The organism is Clostridium sp. YIM B02506 (genome assembly GCF_022324845.1).
GTDB classification, from domain to species: Bacteria; Bacillota; Clostridia; order Clostridiales; family Clostridiaceae; genus Clostridium_T; species Clostridium_T intestinale.
Genome location: NZ_JAKGTG010000026.1, coordinates 25,140 through 44,379 on the forward strand (window position 1 = coordinate 25,140; position 19,240 = coordinate 44,379).

Consider the following 19,240-nt stretch of genomic DNA (forward strand, 5'->3'; position numbering starts at 1 on the left):
TTATTCTATGTTTATATTGTATTGATCTATATTTGCAATTATTCCCTCCAACTTTGAAAATAATTCATCTAAGCTTACTTTTCTTTTATTAATATGAAATATTACTTGATGAAAATTATAAAGCTTATTGTTTATAAGAGGCTCTACCTTAAATTCACCTTCCCCTAACTCATCAGATATCAAGAATCTATATCCAACGCCGTAAACATTTAATCCATCTAACTTAGCGTTATATTTTTTATTGAATAAACTAACTGATTCATTATGCGAGTTCTCTGTCCTAGATGTTCCTTGAATATCTAGAAACCCAAACATATCAAAGTCTAACATGAATGCATCTATTAAAGAACTTAGTACATCTCTTACCCTTTCAACATCTATATTGTTTCCTTGCTTAGAGTATGATATTCTATCTAAGCTTATACTTACATTTTCATTTAAATCGCTAAGAATAACTACAGTTCCGTTTTGATCTCTAATAATTCCATTGAATTTTTTTTCCTTTAATATATCGAAGGCTACGTTTTGTTTTCTCTCAGTAACTTCACCAAATGCTGTTGGGATTACCAAATTAATTTGATTTATTCCTATGTTACTCATTTTCTCCCCCTCCTTAAATTTAAAAATATTTATGTATAATTAACTTATATTAATATAAGTATATATTTAAATTAAATAAATGTAAATATCTGTTTTATTGTGGAAATATCTAATTTAGCCCCTGTATCACTTAACATACAGGGACTTTGTTTTATAATCCTAAAAGTTTTCTCCAAGTATTCTGTCCCACGATACCATCTGCTGATAATCCCTTTGATCTTTGATAGTTAATAACTGCAGCTCTTGTCTTTTCTCCAAATATTCCGTCTGTTTCTCCACAATTAAATCCTAATGCATTCAACTTTTCTTGTACTAGTCTAGTTATATTACCCTTTGCTCCTATTTTTAGAAGTGGACACCCTGACAATGTTATTGGACCAGGTGCATTATCAACTTTTTGATTAGAAAAACCTTGAGTATTACACTCATCTTGTAATCTAGCAACCCATCCATTAACATCTATTTCTCGTCTTGATTGATCTATATTAGTATGCTGACCACTTAAGAATACGCCCTCAGTAAAGTTATTTAAATCAACATTCCCATTAATACCTTGAACTTTTCCTACATCTGTATATTGGTGTCCAACTACCTCTCTAAAACCTGTAGACATAGGAGAACTAACTCCATAATGTGCTATCCATGCTTTATATTCTTTAATCCTACTATCTAAATTATCTCTTCCAAAATAACCACCTGTATAGATCATACAATCTATTCCTGATAACTCCTTGAACTTGCTTAAAAACTCTAAGCACCTATCAGTTATTTGTGAAGCACTTCTGTTTTGGTTATTAGTTTCTATATCTAAGCAAGGTAATATTTCATATTGCTTATCTTTTATAGCATTATAAAAAGCTACTGCCTGTTCTGAAGGTGAAGAACCCTCACTCATAAAGTGATAAAATCCTAATGGAAAACCTGCTGCTTTAGCTTTTTGATAATGAGATTCTAGCAATAAATCTTTATATGTTACTCCTTCAGTAGCTTTCATAATTACCACTTGTACTGAGTTTTTAAGTGCGTTAAAATCCACACTTGGTTGGTGATTTGATATATCTATTCCTTTTATCATTTTGCATTCCTCCAATTATTTATTTTTTTAATTTAAAAGGAGACATAAGGCCCCATATATTACTCTGATACGCTTCTATTTATTTTTCCATCATCTAAATAATCTTTAGCTACTACATATAACTTCTTAACTATAGTTCTAACATTCTCTTCAGTTAAAAATGGTATCTTTAGTTTCTTTAATAAGATATATAATGCTTCTACCACCCAATCTTCTTGTGCTTGTCCAGAGTTTAAAATTCCATCCTTGGCCTTACTTTTAGCTAGCAACATAAACGCATACGCCTGAGATTTAACCCATTGCTTACCTTGAAATACTGCAAAAGTAATAACACCTAATACATATAAAACTACATATCTCCATTCCCAAATTAAAGTTAATAAACTTTCCATAATAAAATCTCTCCTTTTTATTTTAAAATTATTTCTTTTATATCTTCTACATCTTCCTTGATATCCTCAATAGTCCCTATTGAGCTTGCAAGTTTATCAATAGTTTCCTGATACTTTACTTCCCTTTCCTTTGAATCTTTTCTTGTGTCCATTAATAACCATACAAACAGTACACAGAATATCCCTTGAGTTATCACATATTTAACTATTTCACTTTCCATTTCTTCACCTCTTAAACAATATTTTTCAATATAAAAAGAGAGCTGATTTTTTCAACTCCCTTTATATCTTCCATAACAACCATCTACAAGTATTAATTTCATATTTTATTTCATAAACTTTATCTACATCATTTATTAGACTCTGACATCTAAATACTATCATTGGATTTCCTGCTAATTTTTCTCTTTGCATGAAAACAACCCTGTCAACTTTTATAACTTGTTTAGATTCATCTGTATTTTTTACTCTAAATCTAATAGGACTAGGCGTACCATCTTCGGTAAACCACGCTATAACATCAATAGGTTTAGCTATAGCTTTCATTGAATACCAACTCCTCAAGAAATTAATATTAACATTATATCGAACATTCGTTCTCGTGTAAAGGGATTATTTTTAATGTATAAATTTCTTGAACTTGATAATAATAAAGATATTCTACATTAATAAAATTCATTAAAATGAAGATGCTTTGTACACAAGGAGCATCTTCTTTTTATTCATTTATATTCATATGAGTAGAAACTTTACTTTCTAATTGATCTATAATATTTTTCAACTCCTGATCTACAGCAACAAAACTTCTCTTAATATTAGATTTAACTATTGTTCCATTCTCATCTACCTCAGAATAACTGTAGGTTACTCTTTTACCTTCTGCTGTAGTGACTATTGCCACACCAGTTAACATTAACATTCTCACACCTCCAATAATTCATCTGTTAAATCCTCATATAGTTCCTCCGCTATATCAGTACTTATTACTTGCTTTAATTCATCTTCTATGCTCTCGACACCATGCTCTTCTACAAACTTTTGCTCTAATCTTACATGTTCAAATCCTGCTCTCTTAGCTTTTAATTCCCATGAGAATTCAGTTCCTATTTCACCTTTTACAATAAAGTAGTTAGGATATCTTTCTATTTTAGCTATAGCTCCTTGATAAATTTGTGTAAATACATGATATTCAATATTTGTATTCACGCACTCTCCAAATATTTCATCTGTACTTACTATACATTCACCATCTTCATTTATCTTTCCAAAACCTAAGTCTCCAAAATAATTCTCTGTGGTTTCATAGGCATATAACAGACGATCTCCATAATTCTGTGTTCTTTGAATACAGTTTTTAGATCCACTAACATAAAGATTTTGAGTATTTATTTGCTTACCACCTGTAATTGTTACTGTTCCAGCACTTCCAAAAGCTCCATTGTCTACCGTTATTACAGGTGACATATTGTTATTAGTATCCTGGCATGCTAAATATAGAAACTTATTTCTATATGCACCAAAAACCATACCTCTAGTAGTTACACTTCCGACTACTTTACCTGCAAAGACCTCACCACATACATTGTTACTATCATAGTCATGGAAATACATAGTTCTTTTACTAAGTCTCATTGCCATATTACCTGTAGTATCATCATAAGTTGTAAAGTCCCCTCTGATAGTTAAATTTCCACTTGTATCTCCTTTTAAAACCTGAGTTCCTGCATTATTAAGTATGCTTATTGCTCCATTCCTTACGGTTAGCCCACTATCAGATATATCTACACTTATATTACTTGTTTCATTTGGATTAGGACTCCATTCTGTAACATTTTCTCCGTCAATAAGTTGCCAACAATCCGTAAAAAACGTAGCCTCATAAGGATTATAACTTACCACACATAATCTTTGAGTTGTTTCACTTGCTGTAAATGTGCACGAAAATCTATACCAGCTGCCAACTGTTGGAGCAGTATTATCTGTCATATTAACAATTGCCCAACCGGTAGTATATATCTTTAGTTTTATATTTAATGATGCAGCACCTGGTCTAACCCATGCTGAAAATGTATATTTTGAACCTACTATAAGATTTGATACATCAGTATATAAACCTGCATCTTTATTTATTGTTGTAATTGCTTTATATCTATAATAGCCATCTTTAATATATGGATACGTTCCATTTGTCCCTTCTCTTGAAATTGTTGCGCCATTAATAGAGCCCATAATAATTGATCCAAATTCGAAACTACTATCTTTTATATAGTTAGTACCACCTATTTGACCTACAGCAAATTTCACACTGCTAACATTTTGAGTAATAAGTGTTCCAAAATCTCCAGTATTAACTTTAGATGATATTAGAGTAGCTGTTTGAGTTTTATAAGTTTCAAAATCACTACTTTTCACTCTGGAACTTATCTCAGAGCTTAATTGAGCTACTGTACTATTAGTAGTATTTAAAGCTGATTGATTAGCCTTTGCTGATAAGTCATTAGTGTATGCTGTGCTAGTTCTAACAGTAGCCACTATAGCACTGTCTGTTATCTTGAGTTCTGCAGAACTTATTCTACTTGTTAAAATACTTAAAGTACTATCATTAGTAGTTTTATAGCTATTAAAATCACTTGTATTAACTTTAAGAGTTATAGAATTATTTAAACTTGATATACTACTCTCTGCACTTGTAACTCTATTTCCTAGAGTAGTAACCGAACTTTGTACACTAGAAACTGTAGATATTATACTATCTGTAGTTAATTTAATCTCAGCCTTGGTAGTAGATATTTTAGTATCTATCTCATCAATAGCTTCTTCAATAGCTGTAACAATATCAGATTGCTCTACCTTTAAACTAATTTGACTTTGCAATACAGCTATAGAGCTTTCTGCTGTACTCACTCTAGTAGTCAAGCTATTGATATTTCCATTGGTTATATTTAACGCACTTTGAGAAGCTTTAGAAGCTACTGCATTATCATTACTGGTTTTATAGGTATTAAAATCACTTGTACTAACCTTCAAGTTAATAGCATTATTCATAGCGGTTATAGATGTTTCTGTAGAACTTATCCTTGTATCTAAACTATCCTCTAAAGTATCTATATCCTGCTGCCATATCCTAGCTTGAATCTGTCCTTGAATAGTTGAAATTGAAGTACCTTGACTAGTAACTGTACTAGCCGTAGTTGTAACAGTGCTCTTTAAACTATTAAAAGCGACTTCTAATGTTTGATTTTCAGTATCTAGTTTTACTTTAGAAGCTAATAGCAATGTTGTAGCTCCATTGATACGAGTTACTAAACTTTCCTTCTCTATCTTAGTAGCATTAATATTAGCAGTATCACTTACCATATCATCACGAATAATTTTTGATTTAATCCCTGAAGCTTTTAGTCCAGTTGCATCAAACATCAAATTTCCTGAACTATCCCATACATACATGTTATAGTCACTACTTGCATCCTTACCTATCTGAACTCTAACTCTTGTACTATCTTTTATTTTAATAGTGTTATCTGAAATAAGCATATTTCCGCTAGATGATTGAATACTAACTAAATTAGTATTTATCTTTCCAGCATTTATTTTGTCAGCTGATAAACTTATAATCTTTGCACTTGCTATAGATCCATCCGCAATTAGTGTAGTACCTGCAGTTATTAGATTAGCTTTCATGTTATCAGCTGTTAAGTTACCTGCTAAAAGTGTGTCTATAGATGCAGCTCTAGTTTCTAATGTAGATATCTTTGCATTAGCAGCGTTAAGCTGAGTTACTGTTGCACTTCCAGCTTCAAGTACTCCTATTCTTGCTACTGCTGCAGTTAGGTCCGCAACTGTTGCCTTAGTAGTTACCAGGTTATCTATTCTCGCATTAGCTGCAGTAAGATCTTGTATTGTTGCTTTAGTTGCATAGAGATTTTCTATAAATGCATTAGTAGCGGTTAAATCCTCTATAGTAGCTTTTTCTGCAAGCAAAATCTTTATATTCGCCTGTTCAATAACCATTCTGCTAACACTATTTTTAAGACTTCCACCAGAGCTAAACTCTTGCCCTTGCTCTGTTTTTCCTACAGCACTAGCAGTCGCATTTAACCCACCAGTATAGGATATTTTATGTCTCATTAATAAAGTGTTATAAGTAACATCATCTGGACCTACTATTGTTATTTTATCCCCTGCCATGAGAGCTGGATTACCCTCATACTCCATATCATAAGGCATATAATTAAGAGTTTTTAAAGTATTGTAGATGTTATTAAGCTGAGTTTGTGTCATGATAGGATTTTCAAGCTGTATTTCATTACCGCTACTACCTGAAGTTAAAATATTTTCTCCTACCTGGCATGATATTTTACCTATAGTAAAAGGCTTCTCATTAGTTGTAAAACTAAATTGATTTTCTACCCTAATATTAGTTGTAGCATAAGAAACTATTTCTAACTTTCCAAGTCTATTAAATCTAGCAAAGCCACCTAAAAAAGAAGCTATAAAACTAATAGCTTCTCTGTAGGTATATCCTTCTATTTTATTAATCTGAGTACTTGGAAGCGTTGTAGCTAACTCTATTCCAACCTTAGTACAAATCTCTTGAGCTACTGAATTTATGCTTGCAGGATAACTAAGATTAGAGAAATAAGCCTTTTCAAGCTTAATCATATTATCTACACATGTAAACTTTACTGAGTAACTGTCTTTCTTAATTTCATCTATCCAGAACACTCCTAATGGTACATATTCAAAAGTACTTCCAGTATTAACTCCTATCTTAGCTGTAACTTTAGCACCATCTAAAATTAAGCTTTCAGGAACATTCATAATCTCAATTTCAAGTACATTACTAGCTACTGATCCAAGCATAAAACTATCTACTGAGTTGACATCTTCACTTAAAGAAATACTAATAATATCATCTTCTGTAAAAGTAACATCTCGTATAGTTATAGAGCTATCAAAACTCCTACTGTATGACTTTATTTTATCTAAAAATGTTTGTGTCACATTATACATAGTCTACCTCCTTTCCTAGAATAGATAGAGGTTACTCCTGTATCATGTAATCAATCACCATTAATTCACTTGGAGAAATACTATATCCTTCAAGCTCATTAATATTAAACTTATGAATATCTATTTCATTCTCTATCTCTAAAAGTTCATTGATATCTTTATCCCATTTTTCTTTACATCCATCTTTAAAGATAACCTGACCCTCTTTATCAAATTTAAATTCCCCTTTTTCATCTTTAGTGGCGTATTGATCTAAAAGTTTATTTCTTTCTTTATTATAAACCTTAAGCTCACTTTCTATTTTACCTATATTTTTAGCTAGAGCATAAGACACCTTTACAGGTAATTGCTTTTCCGATATAGCTCTCAATTTATTTGCATCATTTATTATTTGTTCATTACTTAGTTTTACTTTACTCATTTGCAGTACCTCCAATTAATTCATCCTCAACTTTATAAACTTCTTCCTCAAAAGCTTCCATATCAGATCTTACCTCAGTTCTATTTTTATTATAAAGTTCCTGATTGGTTATGTTTTTAGAAATAGAAGCATTATTAGTTCCATCCGTTTTTATAGTTGCTTGCATATATACAACCTGTACATTGTTTACTATGCTTTCTCCTGTTACAGTTATATTTTTATTTGTTTTTAACATTCATATCATCCTTTCTAATTTTCAATTAAATTAAAACTTAAGCCCTTCCACATACCTGAGCCAAAAGACTGCTTAGGTGTATTTCTTTCACTGGTATGCATACTTAAAGTAATACTTCCTAATGGATCCAAATAAGTAACATCAAACTCTTTTTTTATAACTTCTCGAAGTATAGTAAGAATTTCAGCGCTTGTAAGTGGTCCCCATTCACATTTTATTTTCCTTTTTGTAGCTATTACATCCCTGTGCATTCGCCCTCTAAGATTTCTCTTGGATTTTTCACTATCTAAATCTAAAATTCCCACATCAAAATCTTTAGGGGCAGGCATTTCAATTCCATTTATTAATAATTTCTCAATATCCATACTCTACCCCCTAAACCTCTAATAATGTTCTTCCAGATTGTCTTTGTAGCTTATTTATACTGTCTATAATGAACCTTGCAAACTCATATCCACCTAATTGAATTACTATTTCTACAGCTCTATCAGCAGATGTATTTCCACCGCCACCAGTATTTAATCCTCCAAGTCTTTGAGTTAGCTTGTCTGCTAGTAAATCAATCCATCCAGTGTTATTCTCTAAAGGCATTACAGCTTCTTTTCCTGCTTCACCAACCATTGCTAATGTTGGACTGTCTATAATTCCCCCTTTGGCCAAGTAAGGAATCTTTGGAATATTTACTCCCATTCCTCCTAGTCCTCCTGGAACCCATGAAGGGAGTGAAATTCTATTAAGTCCACTAATAACTCCATTAACAAGCCCTATCAATCCATTTAGTGGAGCCTTAGCAATAGCTGATATTCCATTAAATATGCCTCCGAATATATTGACTACTCCACGCCACGCTCTATCCCAGTCACCTGTAAATACTCCTGCAATAAAGTCTATTAATCCTCTAAATATCTGCTTTACAGAGTTAAATATATCTCTCGCACTTACAAAGAAGGCATTCATTGGATCACCAAAGATACCAAATACAGTAGACCAATCCTTAACAAAGGCATCTTTTAACCAAGTCATAACACTTGCAAATATGTTTTTTATATTTTCCCATATGGCTTTCATTGCATTTCTAAAGTTTTCATTCGTGGCCCATAAAGTCATAAACGCAACTACTAATGCGACTATTATTGAGATAACCAACACTATTGGATTAGCCATCATTACAGCCCATACACCTTTTAAAACTACAATTAAATTTTTAGCCCATGCAATTACTTCAAGTATTACTATGAAAGTTTTTATTCCAGCCACAAGTCCAATTACTATAGCAAGAAATACTTGAACCCCTGTAAATCCATCTCCTGCAAGATAGTTAACTAGTCTAGTTACTATTTCAATAATAGGATTTAAGCCTTGTGCTGCTCCTGGTAATATACTAATAAACCAATTAACTATAGGAAGTATAAAACTATCATATATTCTCAATCCCAGCTTTATAATTGCTAGTATCAATCTCCCCACGTTCTCTAAAAATAACTGCACTGGTGGAGTTGCTAACATATTAAAGAAGTTACTAAGAGTTCCTTTTGTTCCATCTACAGCATTCCTAAATTCAGCCATAACTCCTGCCCCATCTTTAGCCCATGCATTTTTAAAAGGAGTAAAAATAGTGCCAAGAATTTGTTTGAATCTCTGAGCCCATACACTAGTACTCTTATCTAAAGCTGAAGTATCAAGATTAGGTGTAACTATCTCTGGAACTTTTGAACCTCCTGCTCCTGCTCCTGCTTCATCATCATTACTAGTATTTAAGATGTTTAATTCATCAAACCCAGCCAGAGCTCCCTTTGCATCTTTTCCAGCTTTCTTTGCTGCTTCTCCATAAGCTCCCATAGCTACCTTAGCAGCAACTAGCCCTTTAGCTGATTGCATCCCCTGCTTAAATGTCTTTCCAAAGAGCGTATTCATAAAACTAGCCAAGTAAGCTGTTGCAGTACTTAAAGCACTCATCAAAGTATTTATGGCAGGAAGTACAGCTTGGTATATTGGCATAAATGCAGTATATAAATCACTCTTTATCTGTACTAAGGAGTTTGTAAACTGCTGATTAGTCATCATAGCTTGACCTAAGAATCTTCCTGTTGCTGTTATCCCTTTTATAATTGCAGGGAATATTAATCCCCAAGTAACTATTGACCTCATCATCATATTAAATTGATTGTGTGATCCGCTCATATGCTTATTTGTATTTTTAACAGCATTTCCAAATATGTTAAAAGCACTATTACCCTTTTTCCCAAGATTACTCGCATGTCCTGCTGCATTTTTAAGAGCATTTCCTTTAGTATTTACAGCCTTAGTATTTTTGCCAGTTGCTATTGCCCCTGCTTCCATGACTTCTTTTTCTTTAGCAAATAATCCTATCCCCTTAGAAGCTTCATCTAAAGCCATACCTTTTTTATTTACTGAAGCAGTATTTTGATTTGTTGCCACAGTGACTTTATTCATTGCTTGAGAACTTGCTTGTGAAAGCATACTGTATTTAACATCTAAATCAGCTAAAGCAAATCCTAACCTATCCGAAGTCGCTGTAAGCTTAATAATATTAGCTTCTGTTTTAAGAATCTGATCTTGAAGCTTATTCTTAGAATTAGGATTAAAAGTATTGCTATATTGTTCCTTTAAGTTCTTAAGCTTATCTTTCTGTTGATCTATTCTTGCGTTAGTATTATCTAAACTAGCTGTTAAATTATCTATTTGAGCTTTTAATACATCTATATTCCCAGTGTTAATTGAAGAAATGGATGGTGCCCTAGGTTGTATAGGAGAAGTTGATGGACTTACGCTTGGGGGAAGCTGATTTGTAGGAGCTGTTGGGAAATTCATACTTGGCATTTTTATTCCTGCAGCTAAAGCCTTAAAACTTTCAAGTGATGCTGTAGCAGCCGCGTTAACTTCTGCTATAGCCTTAAGCATATTTTGTTTTGTTGCTTCTATAACTGCATCTATCCTTGTTTGAACTATCTTTAAAGTACTGTCAATTATCACATCCATACCACTAAAAGCTCTATCCATAGCAACCTTAAGAGATGCGCTTATATTTTCATTTAATTTACTAAAGTCTAAAGTCTCTATTCCTTGAAGTGAATCTTTTAATTCCTTCCCAACTTTGTTAGAAGCGTCCTGAATCTGTTTTCCTAAGTCACTCTTAATCTCTAAGTCTAAACTTATCTTTCCTACACTATCCGACATATTCTCACCTCACTTTATAAATAATAAAAAGCACCTAGATTATTCTAAGTGCTTATCCAAACATTTTCGCAAAGAGTTCTTGTAGCTCTTGCATTTGTTCCTCTGTATCTTCAATTGTCATATCTTCTAATTGCTTTTCTCTCCACTCATTTCTTATTTTATGTTGTTCCTGAGTAAAGTTTTGAAGCATATCTTTGTTTTCTTCTGCTCTAATAGAAACTATCTGACCTAGTGGTGTTTCTGGCATTATTCCTTTTAATAGAGTACAAAACTCTCCCCATGACATTTCAGTTTCACTTCTAAGCCTTATATTATATTGCATTGCAAAAGAAGCTTCTATTAGGTCCCAATCTTCTATCAGATCATACCATTTATTTGCTTTTTCCCTTTTTGTGAAATCGAGACTTTTTCTTTTCTTCCTCCGCTAATGCATCCATTTCTTCTAAGTCCATTTCATTCAATGCTGCCATTATAACATTTATAATGGTGCTACTAGCAACTAAAGATAAATTAAGACTGTTGATATAATCTAAAGCTTCTTTTCCAAGACCTGCTTCTATAATTTTATCCATCTTTTCAAAATCATCTATCTTATCATCTTCCATAAGTTGCTTGATGAAGATAGCCTGGTTCTTACTATTGCTTACCTCGTATTTGTGCTCTTCATCAATCTTTACAATAGGCTTATTATTAGTAAGCCTGCTCATAATATCATAAACTTTTCCCATTGCCATTTATACATCCCTCCTAAGGTGTTACTGGTGCTGGTGTCCAATCAGGTTTACCATCACCTACTAAGTCAAACTCTAATGGAGCTACATTTGTACTATCTCCACCACCAACGCTTTTAACATCTACTATACAGTCAAAATCAAGTTTAGCTCCATTTGGAAACTTAACCTGAGCTATTGATGAACATGCAAGCCCATCTTTCCATGCAGTATCTGCTATATAGTCATTACCTGGATCACCAACATTTCTTTTTCCTTTTAAGGAAATCGAAAGAGCTTTGCCAGTCATTAATGCTCTTTCCCATCCTGCAGTTGTCATACTAGTCCACTTTTCTATTTTTCCATCAATAGCTATACTGAATGTTTCCATATCAGCTACTGTTTTCAAGTCTTCTTCTACGCTTAAACGTCCTTTTGTCCCAACTTTGAATTCAATATCATAAACTGGGAATACTCCGGTTTCAAAACTCATTTAACACTACCTACCTTTCATAATAAATTACTGTTTCTATTACATATTCATATATTCCATTACTATCTGTACCGACTGAAATTGGCTCAGAAGTCCTCATAGCAAAATTAATAACCCTCTTGCCACCTATAACAGCATCTTGTCCAAACAATGCATCAAATACTTCCTGTGCCTTTTGTTCTGCTATATTAGAGTTGTTTCCCCAATGTACTAAAATAGAGATAACCTTCGTTGAGTAGCTTGTATTAGCTAACCCTCCTAAAGCTATATTAGGTTTTGGACCTTGTACACTATATAGCCCTATACATTGTTCTTTAGATGCATCAATCTTCCCACTATACCATTGAGGACAGTCTATTTTAGTCTTTAAGAAGTCTCTAACTTCACTTAGTAGCATTACTTAATCAACCCCTTACTAAGCATTTTTAGAAAATACATATAAGTTTCTTTTATGAATTTCTGCTTATCTCCATCAAGATACATTTGCATCCATTTACCTTGTGCATTTATATTTTTATCTGTCCTAAAATTAAATTCAGGATGCCAATAAAGCCTACGTGCATAAGGAGTATCAAATACTATAGATGCAATCATATTCTTAATCTGAGAAGTATCTACAAATCCTGAACGTTCTAATTCTCCAGTATCCTTAGGAACTACAGCGCTTGTTTTAATATCACTGAGTACCGCTTCTACTGTCATTTCAAAAGCTCTTTGACTTGCCTTTTCTAGATTACTAATCTTAGTTTTATCTAGCTTAATAGTTACTTTTACACTCATGTTAGATTAATCTCTGTTGAGAATACTGTTCCATCAGGATTAAGTGGTCTTTCTGAACTATAGATAATCTTTTTATTATTACCTATTTTCACATGCCCTTTAATTATTTCACCTGGATTAATGTCACCTTCAATAGTCACTTTACCAGTAAGAGTTATAAGCCTTTTTTCTGCATCTACAATTGTTTTAGATTTATCTGTATAGATACATTTCCCATCAAAAAGTATTGTTTCTTCCGGCTCTCCATCTTCATTAATCTCAGTGTCAAATACTTTTACAGGAGTCTTGGCCAAGAACTTTGGAAATGGTAATTTAAGTCCCATAACTATAACCTCCTACAAGTTAATCCAGTTTGTTTAAGATAGTTAAGTACTTCTTGCGTAGTTGTAACTCCATTAACCTTATTAGCATTGAAACTAACCGAGGTACTTCCTGCAGCAAAACCACTTAAAGGCATATCAATATACTCCCCATACTGATCCATGAAATTAGCATGTAAACATACTGCTTTCTTAACCTTATCCTTTTGAAATTCTGTTAGATTATCAAACCCTATTCCAACTATCCTATTAAAAGTAAGAGCATCTATTTGATCTGATGCTCTCTCTAATTTGCTATTAAGCTTTTCTTCTATTTGTCCACTAAAATCAGTGTAATATGCTTCATCTACATACATTAGATCACATCCTTAAATTAAAGAAGGATACCTATTAAGCACCCTTCTCTGTAACTTTTTTCAATTCTTCTTTTAACTTTTTGTTTTCTTTCTCTAATTTTGAATTTTTATCTTCAATCTCTTTGAACTTATCATAGGATATTGTTTTACCAGCTCCATAATTGATTATCTTTCCATCGTCATCTTTTATATCAAAACCACTCTTAATATAAAAGTTCTTTTGAGTTTCATCTATTGTATAAATTTTATTACCTTTTACTGCTTTCAATTATCACACCTCCTAAGCTTGTGCGTTTATTGTTATACCCTCTATTTTCTTTTCTAGTAAGAAGATATCACCATAGTTTCTATTTTGGTATAAGTGACCATCCCCAACATATGAATCATGTCCTGGAGTGTACCACTTGATATACTCATACTTATCACGACATACTACACATGAAGGATGAATTAATATGAAATTAATTTGCTTTGCTGTAGGATCCGCAACACAACCATCTGTAAAATCATATAATGTTTTCATTCTTGCTGCTGGTACTGTAATAAATGTTACATCATCCAAGCTATGAACCTTTCTATTGATAGTGTTTGGAGTAGAAACAATTATAGATCTTTCTATTCCTTCTGCAACCTTGACTATTTTCTTTGTTGAAGGTGTAATATACATTATTCTACCTTCTTCTGGTACTCCTGCATCATCCATTTTAGCCATATGCTCATCAAATATTTCTAAGAAGTTAGCTGCATCTAGTACTGTATGATCTACTACTCCACTAAAGGTATTTACCTCAGAAAATAGTTTCGAAAATCTATAACTATCCTTTTCAGGTATAGCATGTTCATCTTCAAAGGTATTAGTTACATTAGCAGCTTCTAGAACTAAATTAGTTTCATCAATGTCCATTGGGTCAAACCAAAATTCTATATCTCTATCGTGTTCTAGTTTCTTAGGTATCCAATCATTAGCAGCTGAGCCTGCATTAAATCCTCTAGTTCTTGTATGGTCTTTATAACCACTTAATGTTAATGTAGGTAGCTTAATTGTTTGAGCGTTTAAAAACTTTATTCCTGGATTAGATTGAGTTAAAGCGTATGACTTTAATTCTGTTGAGTACTTTTGTTGTAATATTCTTGTGAATTGTTCAGCGTAATTATATACTGCCATTTTATCATCTCCTTAATTTTTGTTTATTTTATTCCAAATGCAGCCTTTAAAACTTCTTCAGAACTCTTTTTTTGTTCACCTTTTCCTCCACCAACTTTTTTAAATCCATTGGTTTCTTCTTCACCTTCACTGGATCCAGTAAAGTGAGGATATTTCTTTAATACATTCTCTATAGCTTGTTCCATAGTAACTTCATCTGAAACCATAGCTTTAGCTAAAATAACAACATCATCTGTAAAATCACTCTTAACTCCTTTAGATAAACATGTAACCTTTGCTTCAAGGGCTGTTGCTCTTTCTTCTGCTGCAATTCTCGCTTTATCGGCATTAGTTACTGCTTCATCTTTCTTTTCAGCATCTGTTTTTTGACTATCTTTCCAAGTTTGATAAGCCTGTAATTCTTCTTTAGATAATTGACCTTTCTTTTCTCTCGCAACCCTATCTTTAATAAGCTTATCAACTTCATCCTGCGTAAAAGTTTTTACTTCTTCCTCGCCTTTATCTTCTTCACCTTCTTTTGTTTCTTCTGTTCCACCTCCATTTCCGCCAGAACCACCATTGTCTGCTTCACGCATTTTTCCTTTTAATAGGTTTCTTCTTAGATTCATTAAATACATAAATATACCTCCATTTATAGCCTGTCGGCTGTTAATTCCATGCATCTTTTAAAGTCATAAGCACGTTTTGGACATCTTTTAAGAAAGTAAGTATTTAAGTAAATATTTTTCTATTTTCCTCATATATGGTAAAATTATAGTGAAAGGAGGTGTATGTATGGGTTTCAAAGTAAAAGGATTGGACAAACTTCAAAAAGACCTTGACAAGATGGCTAAATCTGCTCAACAGTTAGAAAAAAATAATTCTGTACCACTAACTGACTTATTTAACGGTTCATTTATGGCTCGCTATACTAAATTTAAATCTTTTGATGAATTCCTAGAATCAGGAAACTTTCAAGTAAATTCACAATCTGATTTTGATGCTATTCCAGACGAAGATATGGATATTCATGTTAAGGCTTCTACTCATTTCTCTAAGTGGGAGGACATGTTTAGCAAGGCCACCGAAATTTATATAACAAAGAAGTTAGGACTTTAAAACGAATATTCTTGTTAATGGACATAAAAAAGCACCTACTATTTAATCATAGTAAGTGCTTTTACATTACCTTTTCACCTTTTTTATATGCCTCTCTTGCCTGTTTCAATGTCATTTTATTAGGTCCTTGTAGACTATTTTCATCTTCTTTTGGACCACTATTTTCCCAATCGCATTTGTCACAAATCTCAAATGACTCAACTTCTTCACCACATACTGGACATTTCATGCTATCACTCCTTATAATCTCTTATTTGTCCCAACCAATACTCATAGCCTTCTTTAGGCTTATACAAGGTTGAAATCTTCCCATCTAATCTGCCTATAGCGAAATCATTAGTACTGTTTCTATATTTAAATATAAAACCTTCTTTACTAACAAATCCTTCTACATCTTTACTTAATGGAGCTGCTAATAAATTTCTAGATATATTAAGATATTCTTCTGCTGCTATATTTCCATACTCATTAATATGTTTCTCTATATGTTTATCAAACTTCTTTTGAGTTGAGAAGCTAGCTTTTAACCACTTCCTATTACTAAGTATATCACTTCTACCAGTATTTTCAATAATAGTTCTATCGACTTCTCTTTCTGGAGCTCTTCTTAACTGTCTATTTTTATCTAGGAGCTCTTTTAATTTTCCTTCTAATAATTTAATTCTCTTAGCTGCATCATTAACATTCTTTGCATCAACTGAACCAGCTTCAACCCTTTTCCACTTTCTAAGTTGCCTTTCTAAGCTCCTTTGTTCTTGTTCAATTTCATATAACTCTACGGCTTTCTCTCCATCAGGAATTGTAGGAATTTGAGTTACACCTGGAAAATAAGTTATTAAACTATGTCTGCAGTTAGGATGAAGCAATCCTGCTTTTATAGCTTCGCTAAGTAATGCATACTGTTCATTTGCTTCTATAAATTCTTTGCTTGGATGACTAAATATATCATCAATTAGCACTTTCCCTTGCCATGGCATACACATCTTACATGTATTAGCATGTGCAGAAACAACTACTAGATATATTCCCCACTCATCTCTCTTTTTAGATTCACCTAAAAATGTCGCTCTTTGTGATGCAGTTCTTAAGCACATCTCTGCATATGAGACTATATTTACTTTCTTACCATCTTTATAAGTAATACTATTAATTCCTTTGTCTAAGAAGTCCTTAGTAGCCATATCAATAGCATTATCTAAACTCTTAACTCCACCCTGCATATAGACTTGACTTTTGTATATTGTTTGCCTATATGCATCATCCATTTTTCTAAGTACAGAGTATTGAGCTTTCTGTAGGTCCTGTTCTACTACCTTTTGAAGTGCCTCAAGCTTCTTTTCATTAACTCCAAAAAAGTCATTATCCGCAGGAGGCTTTCTTTCTCTACCTAGCACTTTATCTATATAACTTACAGTCATTTGATGTTTTGCTATATCGTTTGGCAATCCCAATTCTGCATCTAACTTTATATCTTCTTTAATCCCAAATAATCTTTTTACTTTTTCAAGCAATCTCTTACTGAAAGCAACAAATCTATTTTCACCTTTTCTGAAATTACCCTTTAATTCTTCATTAATAGCTTTTTGTATAGGCTTACTATATGAATCTACAATACCTCTGTTCCTTTTCCTATACTCTTCGATAGCCCTTAACTTACTTAGCTGCCATTGTTCCCATGAGAACCCTTCCTTTGCTTCTTCTCTTTTATGAAAATAAAAAGCCTTACGCATACTAGTAATTAAATCAAGCTCCATTTGCTGAAATATCTCTCTAATATCATAAGACTTCTGTCTCTCTTTTTCTGATGCATCTTTAATTGTTTGCTTATTAATATTCTTAAGTACATCTCCTATCTTTGAAGGTTTATTCTTCTTCGCCATCTGCATCAGCTCCTGGATCTATTTCTTCATCATCAGGTACCTTAGGTTCATCAGCTTCTAAATATCCATTTTGTTCCTTAATCCTTTGGACTTCTTCCTTCTTTTCATCATCTGTCATGGTATCACCATATAGCTCATTAACAACTTTTTCTATACTCATGATGCCATAACTCTTAGCTTTTCCTACAGTCTCAACTACAGTGTCAAAACTTGGACTTGCATACTCACCAAAACTTATAGTGACCTCATAATCTTTAGGAGTTTTCTTGCTTAATACATCATTTGTTTTTAGAACTAAACTTATAAGCTCTGGTATAGTCTCTGTAAGAACATCAACAAGTTTACCTCTAGTATATAAAGTTGTTTTCTCCTTCTCTCTTTGAGCAGTGGCGTTATCTGTTTTCTTTAAATCAATACCTAACGTACTAGGGCTAATAATTCCCTGTAGGCACATGTCTAAAGCATTGGAATAACTTTCTACATATGCCTGGTATTTAATATCAGCCTGCTTCATATCAATTTGATTTTTAGCCTCTTCGGCAAGGCTTGATCCAACCTTTATAAACTGATTATCAAAAGGATTAGGTTTCATTAACTGTCCTGTATTTATATCTTGAGGTATTAAATCCTCAGGTATATATTTCATTACTCTACCAGTACGAATTGCATCTATCCATTGGCTTATTACTTCGTCTAATGCATCAAAGGAATCTGATTTATTATCAAATATACTTTTCCCCCTGCCCTCAAACTTAGGAGATTTAAAAAACATTAATGGCAACCCCATTATGAAATCGCCATTAAAAACAACATCTTCAAGTTCTCTTGCTTCGTCTAGAGTATCCAAAGAAACTTCTTTGCCATAATCATCATACAAATTATATTTAACATAGCCTATTCCATAAGTTTCAATTAGCTTATATGTCTTTCTATCTTTATCATAGAAGTTAGCAAACTTTATTTCTTTTAATCTGCCCCTAGTGTATACATAATCAACTTTCTCAGCATCATAAAACTCTATTATTGGATACTCAGATATTTCGCTATCTATTGATATTTTGAAAGCTCCATCACCTTCAACTAATGTATCTGTTATTGCATCTTGAATAATGCTATTGAATTTATTATCATCACTTATTTCTTCCCATACTGTATTATCTTCTTTTCCTGCAACCTCTAGCTTATCAAGGTCATATAATACTATATCTGTTAGCCTATCAACTATTATTCCAGGTAATCCGCTATGAATCTTTCTTATACTTAAATCTGCACTTGGCACCGCACACCAAAACCTAGCTTTATTTACTGGATCACTTGATATATTCTTGAAGAATTGGTCTAGTTCATATGGCTCGCCTCTATACCATAATCTATTTCTCATTAAATTACTTTCAAATGTGTAAGGCTCCTGTATTGTAACTTGCATCTGCATAGCTGGCTGCACATTCAAATATTTTAAAGCTGCTTTAGTTAGCATATTCTTTATCCCTCCTATCAACCCCAT

25 protein-coding genes are annotated in these 19,240 nt (G+C 32.7%); 1 reads left to right on the forward strand and 24 read right to left on the reverse strand.

All coding sequences use genetic code 11. From position 1 onward, the window contains the following. The 21 genes from L1S49_RS17065 to L1S49_RS17165 form a co-directional block, all read right to left on the reverse strand. Positions 1 to 600 carry a hypothetical protein gene (locus L1S49_RS17065; RefSeq protein WP_238906620.1) on the reverse strand — a complete coding sequence of 200 codons (600 nt, stop codon included), beginning with the start codon at positions 598 to 600 and terminating at the stop codon, positions 1 to 3. Between the two features lie 151 nt (positions 601 to 751). Then, the gene (locus L1S49_RS17070; RefSeq protein WP_238906621.1) at positions 752 to 1,675 is read right to left on the reverse strand and encodes a GH25 family lysozyme; all 924 of its coding nucleotides are present in this window, start codon (positions 1,673 to 1,675) and stop codon (positions 752 to 754) included. 59 nt (positions 1,676 to 1,734) lie between these two features. Further along, on the reverse strand, positions 1,735 to 2,067 hold the full coding sequence (locus tag L1S49_RS17075; protein ID WP_238906622.1) for a hypothetical protein: 333 nt from the start codon (positions 2,065 to 2,067) through the stop codon (positions 1,735 to 1,737). 17 nt (positions 2,068 to 2,084) lie between these two features. After that, positions 2,085 to 2,288: a BhlA/UviB family holin-like peptide gene (locus tag L1S49_RS17080; RefSeq protein ID WP_181600500.1), complete on the reverse strand. Its 204-nt coding sequence runs from the start codon at positions 2,286 to 2,288 to the stop codon at positions 2,085 to 2,087. Between the two features lie 61 nt (positions 2,289 to 2,349). After that, positions 2,350 to 2,613: a hypothetical protein gene (locus tag L1S49_RS17085; RefSeq protein WP_238906623.1), complete on the reverse strand. Its 264-nt coding sequence runs from the start codon at positions 2,611 to 2,613 to the stop codon at positions 2,350 to 2,352. Positions 2,614 to 2,785: 172 nt separating this feature from the next. Continuing rightward, positions 2,786 to 2,986 (reverse strand): hypothetical protein, encoded by a 201-nt coding sequence (locus L1S49_RS17090; RefSeq protein ID WP_238906624.1) that lies wholly within the window; start codon positions 2,984 to 2,986, stop codon positions 2,786 to 2,788. 2 nt (positions 2,987 to 2,988) lie between these two features. Continuing rightward, a complete protein-coding gene (locus L1S49_RS17095; protein ID WP_238906625.1) occupies positions 2,989 to 7,080 on the reverse strand; it encodes a hypothetical protein in 4,092 nt (1,363 codons plus the stop codon). A 31-nt stretch (positions 7,081 to 7,111) separates the two neighbouring features. Continuing rightward, positions 7,112 to 7,501 carry a hypothetical protein gene (locus L1S49_RS17100; protein WP_238906626.1) on the reverse strand — a complete coding sequence of 130 codons (390 nt, stop codon included), beginning with the start codon at positions 7,499 to 7,501 and terminating at the stop codon, positions 7,112 to 7,114. Continuing rightward, positions 7,494 to 7,736, reverse strand: a complete 243-nt coding sequence (locus tag L1S49_RS17105; protein ID WP_238906627.1) for a hypothetical protein — start codon at positions 7,734 to 7,736, stop codon at positions 7,494 to 7,496. Before L1S49_RS17105 ends, L1S49_RS17100 begins: the two co-directional genes overlap by 8 nt. Before the next feature lie 14 nt (positions 7,737 to 7,750). Continuing rightward, positions 7,751 to 8,101 (reverse strand): DUF6711 family protein, encoded by a 351-nt coding sequence (locus tag L1S49_RS17110; RefSeq protein WP_021801072.1) that lies wholly within the window; start codon positions 8,099 to 8,101, stop codon positions 7,751 to 7,753. A 10-nt stretch (positions 8,102 to 8,111) separates the two neighbouring features. Continuing rightward, positions 8,112 to 10,934, reverse strand: coding sequence for a hypothetical protein (locus L1S49_RS17115; RefSeq protein WP_238906628.1), 2,823 nt, complete (start codon positions 10,932 to 10,934; stop codon positions 8,112 to 8,114). A gap of 52 nt (positions 10,935 to 10,986) precedes the next feature. Beyond that, entirely contained in the window at positions 10,987 to 11,295 is a 309-nt protein-coding gene (locus L1S49_RS17120; RefSeq protein ID WP_238906669.1) for a Gp15 family bacteriophage protein, read from the reverse strand. Between the two features lie 10 nt (positions 11,296 to 11,305). After that, a complete protein-coding gene (locus L1S49_RS17125; protein WP_238906629.1) occupies positions 11,306 to 11,668 on the reverse strand; it encodes a hypothetical protein in 363 nt (120 codons plus the stop codon). A gap of 13 nt (positions 11,669 to 11,681) precedes the next feature. Then, positions 11,682 to 12,137: a hypothetical protein gene (locus L1S49_RS17130; RefSeq protein ID WP_238906630.1), complete on the reverse strand. Its 456-nt coding sequence runs from the start codon at positions 12,135 to 12,137 to the stop codon at positions 11,682 to 11,684. A 10-nt stretch (positions 12,138 to 12,147) separates the two neighbouring features. Beyond that, positions 12,148 to 12,534, reverse strand: a complete 387-nt coding sequence (locus L1S49_RS17135; RefSeq protein WP_238906631.1) for a minor capsid protein — start codon at positions 12,532 to 12,534, stop codon at positions 12,148 to 12,150. Next, positions 12,534 to 12,917: a minor capsid protein gene (locus tag L1S49_RS17140; RefSeq protein WP_238906632.1), complete on the reverse strand. Its 384-nt coding sequence runs from the start codon at positions 12,915 to 12,917 to the stop codon at positions 12,534 to 12,536. Before L1S49_RS17140 ends, L1S49_RS17135 begins: the two co-directional genes overlap by 1 nt. After that, positions 12,914 to 13,240 (reverse strand): hypothetical protein, encoded by a 327-nt coding sequence (locus L1S49_RS17145; protein ID WP_238906633.1) that lies wholly within the window; start codon positions 13,238 to 13,240, stop codon positions 12,914 to 12,916. Before L1S49_RS17145 ends, L1S49_RS17140 begins: the two co-directional genes overlap by 4 nt. A gap of 2 nt (positions 13,241 to 13,242) precedes the next feature. Beyond that, on the reverse strand, positions 13,243 to 13,593 hold the full coding sequence (locus L1S49_RS17150) for a hypothetical protein (RefSeq protein ID WP_238906634.1): 351 nt from the start codon (positions 13,591 to 13,593) through the stop codon (positions 13,243 to 13,245). Between the two features lie 34 nt (positions 13,594 to 13,627). Continuing rightward, entirely contained in the window at positions 13,628 to 13,861 is a 234-nt protein-coding gene (locus L1S49_RS17155) for a hypothetical protein (protein WP_181601402.1), read from the reverse strand. A gap of 12 nt (positions 13,862 to 13,873) precedes the next feature. Beyond that, complete coding sequence (locus L1S49_RS17160; RefSeq protein WP_238906635.1) at positions 13,874 to 14,758, reverse strand: capsid protein; 885 nt, start codon at positions 14,756 to 14,758, stop codon at positions 13,874 to 13,876. Positions 14,759 to 14,781: 23 nt separating this feature from the next. Further along, a complete protein-coding gene (locus L1S49_RS17165) occupies positions 14,782 to 15,375 on the reverse strand; it encodes a hypothetical protein (RefSeq protein WP_238906636.1) in 594 nt (197 codons plus the stop codon). A gap of 157 nt (positions 15,376 to 15,532) precedes the next feature. Between L1S49_RS17165 and L1S49_RS17170 the strand changes: the two genes are divergently transcribed. Continuing rightward, entirely contained in the window at positions 15,533 to 15,856 is a 324-nt protein-coding gene (locus L1S49_RS17170; protein ID WP_238906637.1) for a hypothetical protein, read from the forward strand. A 61-nt stretch (positions 15,857 to 15,917) separates the two neighbouring features. Here L1S49_RS17170 and L1S49_RS17175 read toward each other — a convergent pair whose 3' ends face one another. The 3 genes from L1S49_RS17175 to L1S49_RS17185 are packed head-to-tail and all read right to left on the reverse strand — an operon-like array spanning position 15,918 to position 19,240. Beyond that, positions 15,918 to 16,085 (reverse strand): CPCC family cysteine-rich protein, encoded by a 168-nt coding sequence (locus L1S49_RS17175; protein WP_238906638.1) that lies wholly within the window; start codon positions 16,083 to 16,085, stop codon positions 15,918 to 15,920. Positions 16,086 to 16,089: 4 nt separating this feature from the next. Beyond that, a complete protein-coding gene (locus L1S49_RS17180) occupies positions 16,090 to 17,736 on the reverse strand; it encodes a phage minor capsid protein (protein WP_238906639.1) in 1,647 nt (548 codons plus the stop codon). Continuing rightward, positions 17,720 to 19,240: a capsid protein gene (locus L1S49_RS17185; RefSeq protein ID WP_238906640.1), complete on the reverse strand. Its 1,521-nt coding sequence runs from the start codon at positions 19,238 to 19,240 to the stop codon at positions 17,720 to 17,722. Before L1S49_RS17185 ends, L1S49_RS17180 begins: the two co-directional genes overlap by 17 nt.

What these genes read in the sequence shown, in the direction of transcription:
- L1S49_RS17180 (WP_238906639.1), bottom strand. Translation starts at nt 17,736, where the DNA reads ATGGCGAAGAAGAATAAACCTTCAAAGATAGGAGATGTACTTAAGAAT.
- L1S49_RS17090 (WP_238906624.1), bottom strand. Translation starts at nt 2,986, where the DNA reads ATGTTAATGTTAACTGGTGTGGCAATAGTCACTACAGCAGAAGGTAAA.
- L1S49_RS17145 (WP_238906633.1), bottom strand. Translation starts at nt 13,240, where the DNA reads ATGGGACTTAAATTACCATTTCCAAAGTTCTTGGCCAAGACTCCTGTA.
- L1S49_RS17100 (WP_238906626.1), bottom strand. Translation starts at nt 7,501, where the DNA reads ATGAGTAAAGTAAAACTAAGTAATGAACAAATAATAAATGATGCAAAT.
- L1S49_RS17080 (WP_181600500.1), bottom strand. Translation starts at nt 2,288, where the DNA reads ATGGAAAGTGAAATAGTTAAATATGTGATAACTCAAGGGATATTCTGT.
- L1S49_RS17105 (WP_238906627.1), bottom strand. Translation starts at nt 7,736, where the DNA reads ATGTTAAAAACAAATAAAAATATAACTGTAACAGGAGAAAGCATAGTA.
- L1S49_RS17070 (WP_238906621.1), bottom strand. Translation starts at nt 1,675, where the DNA reads ATGATAAAAGGAATAGATATATCAAATCACCAACCAAGTGTGGATTTT.
- L1S49_RS17160 (WP_238906635.1), bottom strand. Translation starts at nt 14,758, where the DNA reads ATGGCAGTATATAATTACGCTGAACAATTCACAAGAATATTACAACAA.
- L1S49_RS17135 (WP_238906631.1), bottom strand. Translation starts at nt 12,534, where the DNA reads ATGCTACTAAGTGAAGTTAGAGACTTCTTAAAGACTAAAATAGACTGT.
- L1S49_RS17130 (WP_238906630.1), bottom strand. Translation starts at nt 12,137, where the DNA reads ATGAGTTTTGAAACCGGAGTATTCCCAGTTTATGATATTGAATTCAAA.
- L1S49_RS17065 (WP_238906620.1), bottom strand. Translation starts at nt 600, where the DNA reads ATGAGTAACATAGGAATAAATCAAATTAATTTGGTAATCCCAACAGCA.
- L1S49_RS17185 (WP_238906640.1), bottom strand. Translation starts at nt 19,240, where the DNA reads ATGGGGTTGATAGGAGGGATAAAGAATATGCTAACTAAAGCAGCTTTA.
- L1S49_RS17115 (WP_238906628.1), bottom strand. Translation starts at nt 10,934, where the DNA reads ATGTCGGATAGTGTAGGAAAGATAAGTTTAGACTTAGAGATTAAGAGT.
- L1S49_RS17175 (WP_238906638.1), bottom strand. Translation starts at nt 16,085, where the DNA reads ATGAAATGTCCAGTATGTGGTGAAGAAGTTGAGTCATTTGAGATTTGT.
- L1S49_RS17085 (WP_238906623.1), bottom strand. Translation starts at nt 2,613, where the DNA reads ATGAAAGCTATAGCTAAACCTATTGATGTTATAGCGTGGTTTACCGAA.
- L1S49_RS17095 (WP_238906625.1), bottom strand. Translation starts at nt 7,080, where the DNA reads ATGTATAATGTGACACAAACATTTTTAGATAAAATAAAGTCATACAGT.
- L1S49_RS17110 (WP_021801072.1), bottom strand. Translation starts at nt 8,101, where the DNA reads ATGGATATTGAGAAATTATTAATAAATGGAATTGAAATGCCTGCCCCT.
- L1S49_RS17165 (WP_238906636.1), bottom strand. Translation starts at nt 15,375, where the DNA reads ATGTATTTAATGAATCTAAGAAGAAACCTATTAAAAGGAAAAATGCGT.
- L1S49_RS17140 (WP_238906632.1), bottom strand. Translation starts at nt 12,917, where the DNA reads ATGAGTGTAAAAGTAACTATTAAGCTAGATAAAACTAAGATTAGTAAT.
- L1S49_RS17150 (WP_238906634.1), bottom strand. Translation starts at nt 13,593, where the DNA reads ATGTATGTAGATGAAGCATATTACACTGATTTTAGTGGACAAATAGAA.
- L1S49_RS17075 (WP_238906622.1), bottom strand. Translation starts at nt 2,067, where the DNA reads ATGGAAAGTTTATTAACTTTAATTTGGGAATGGAGATATGTAGTTTTA.
- L1S49_RS17125 (WP_238906629.1), bottom strand. Translation starts at nt 11,668, where the DNA reads ATGGCAATGGGAAAAGTTTATGATATTATGAGCAGGCTTACTAATAAT.
- L1S49_RS17170 (WP_238906637.1), top strand. Translation starts at nt 15,533, where the DNA reads ATGGGTTTCAAAGTAAAAGGATTGGACAAACTTCAAAAAGACCTTGAC.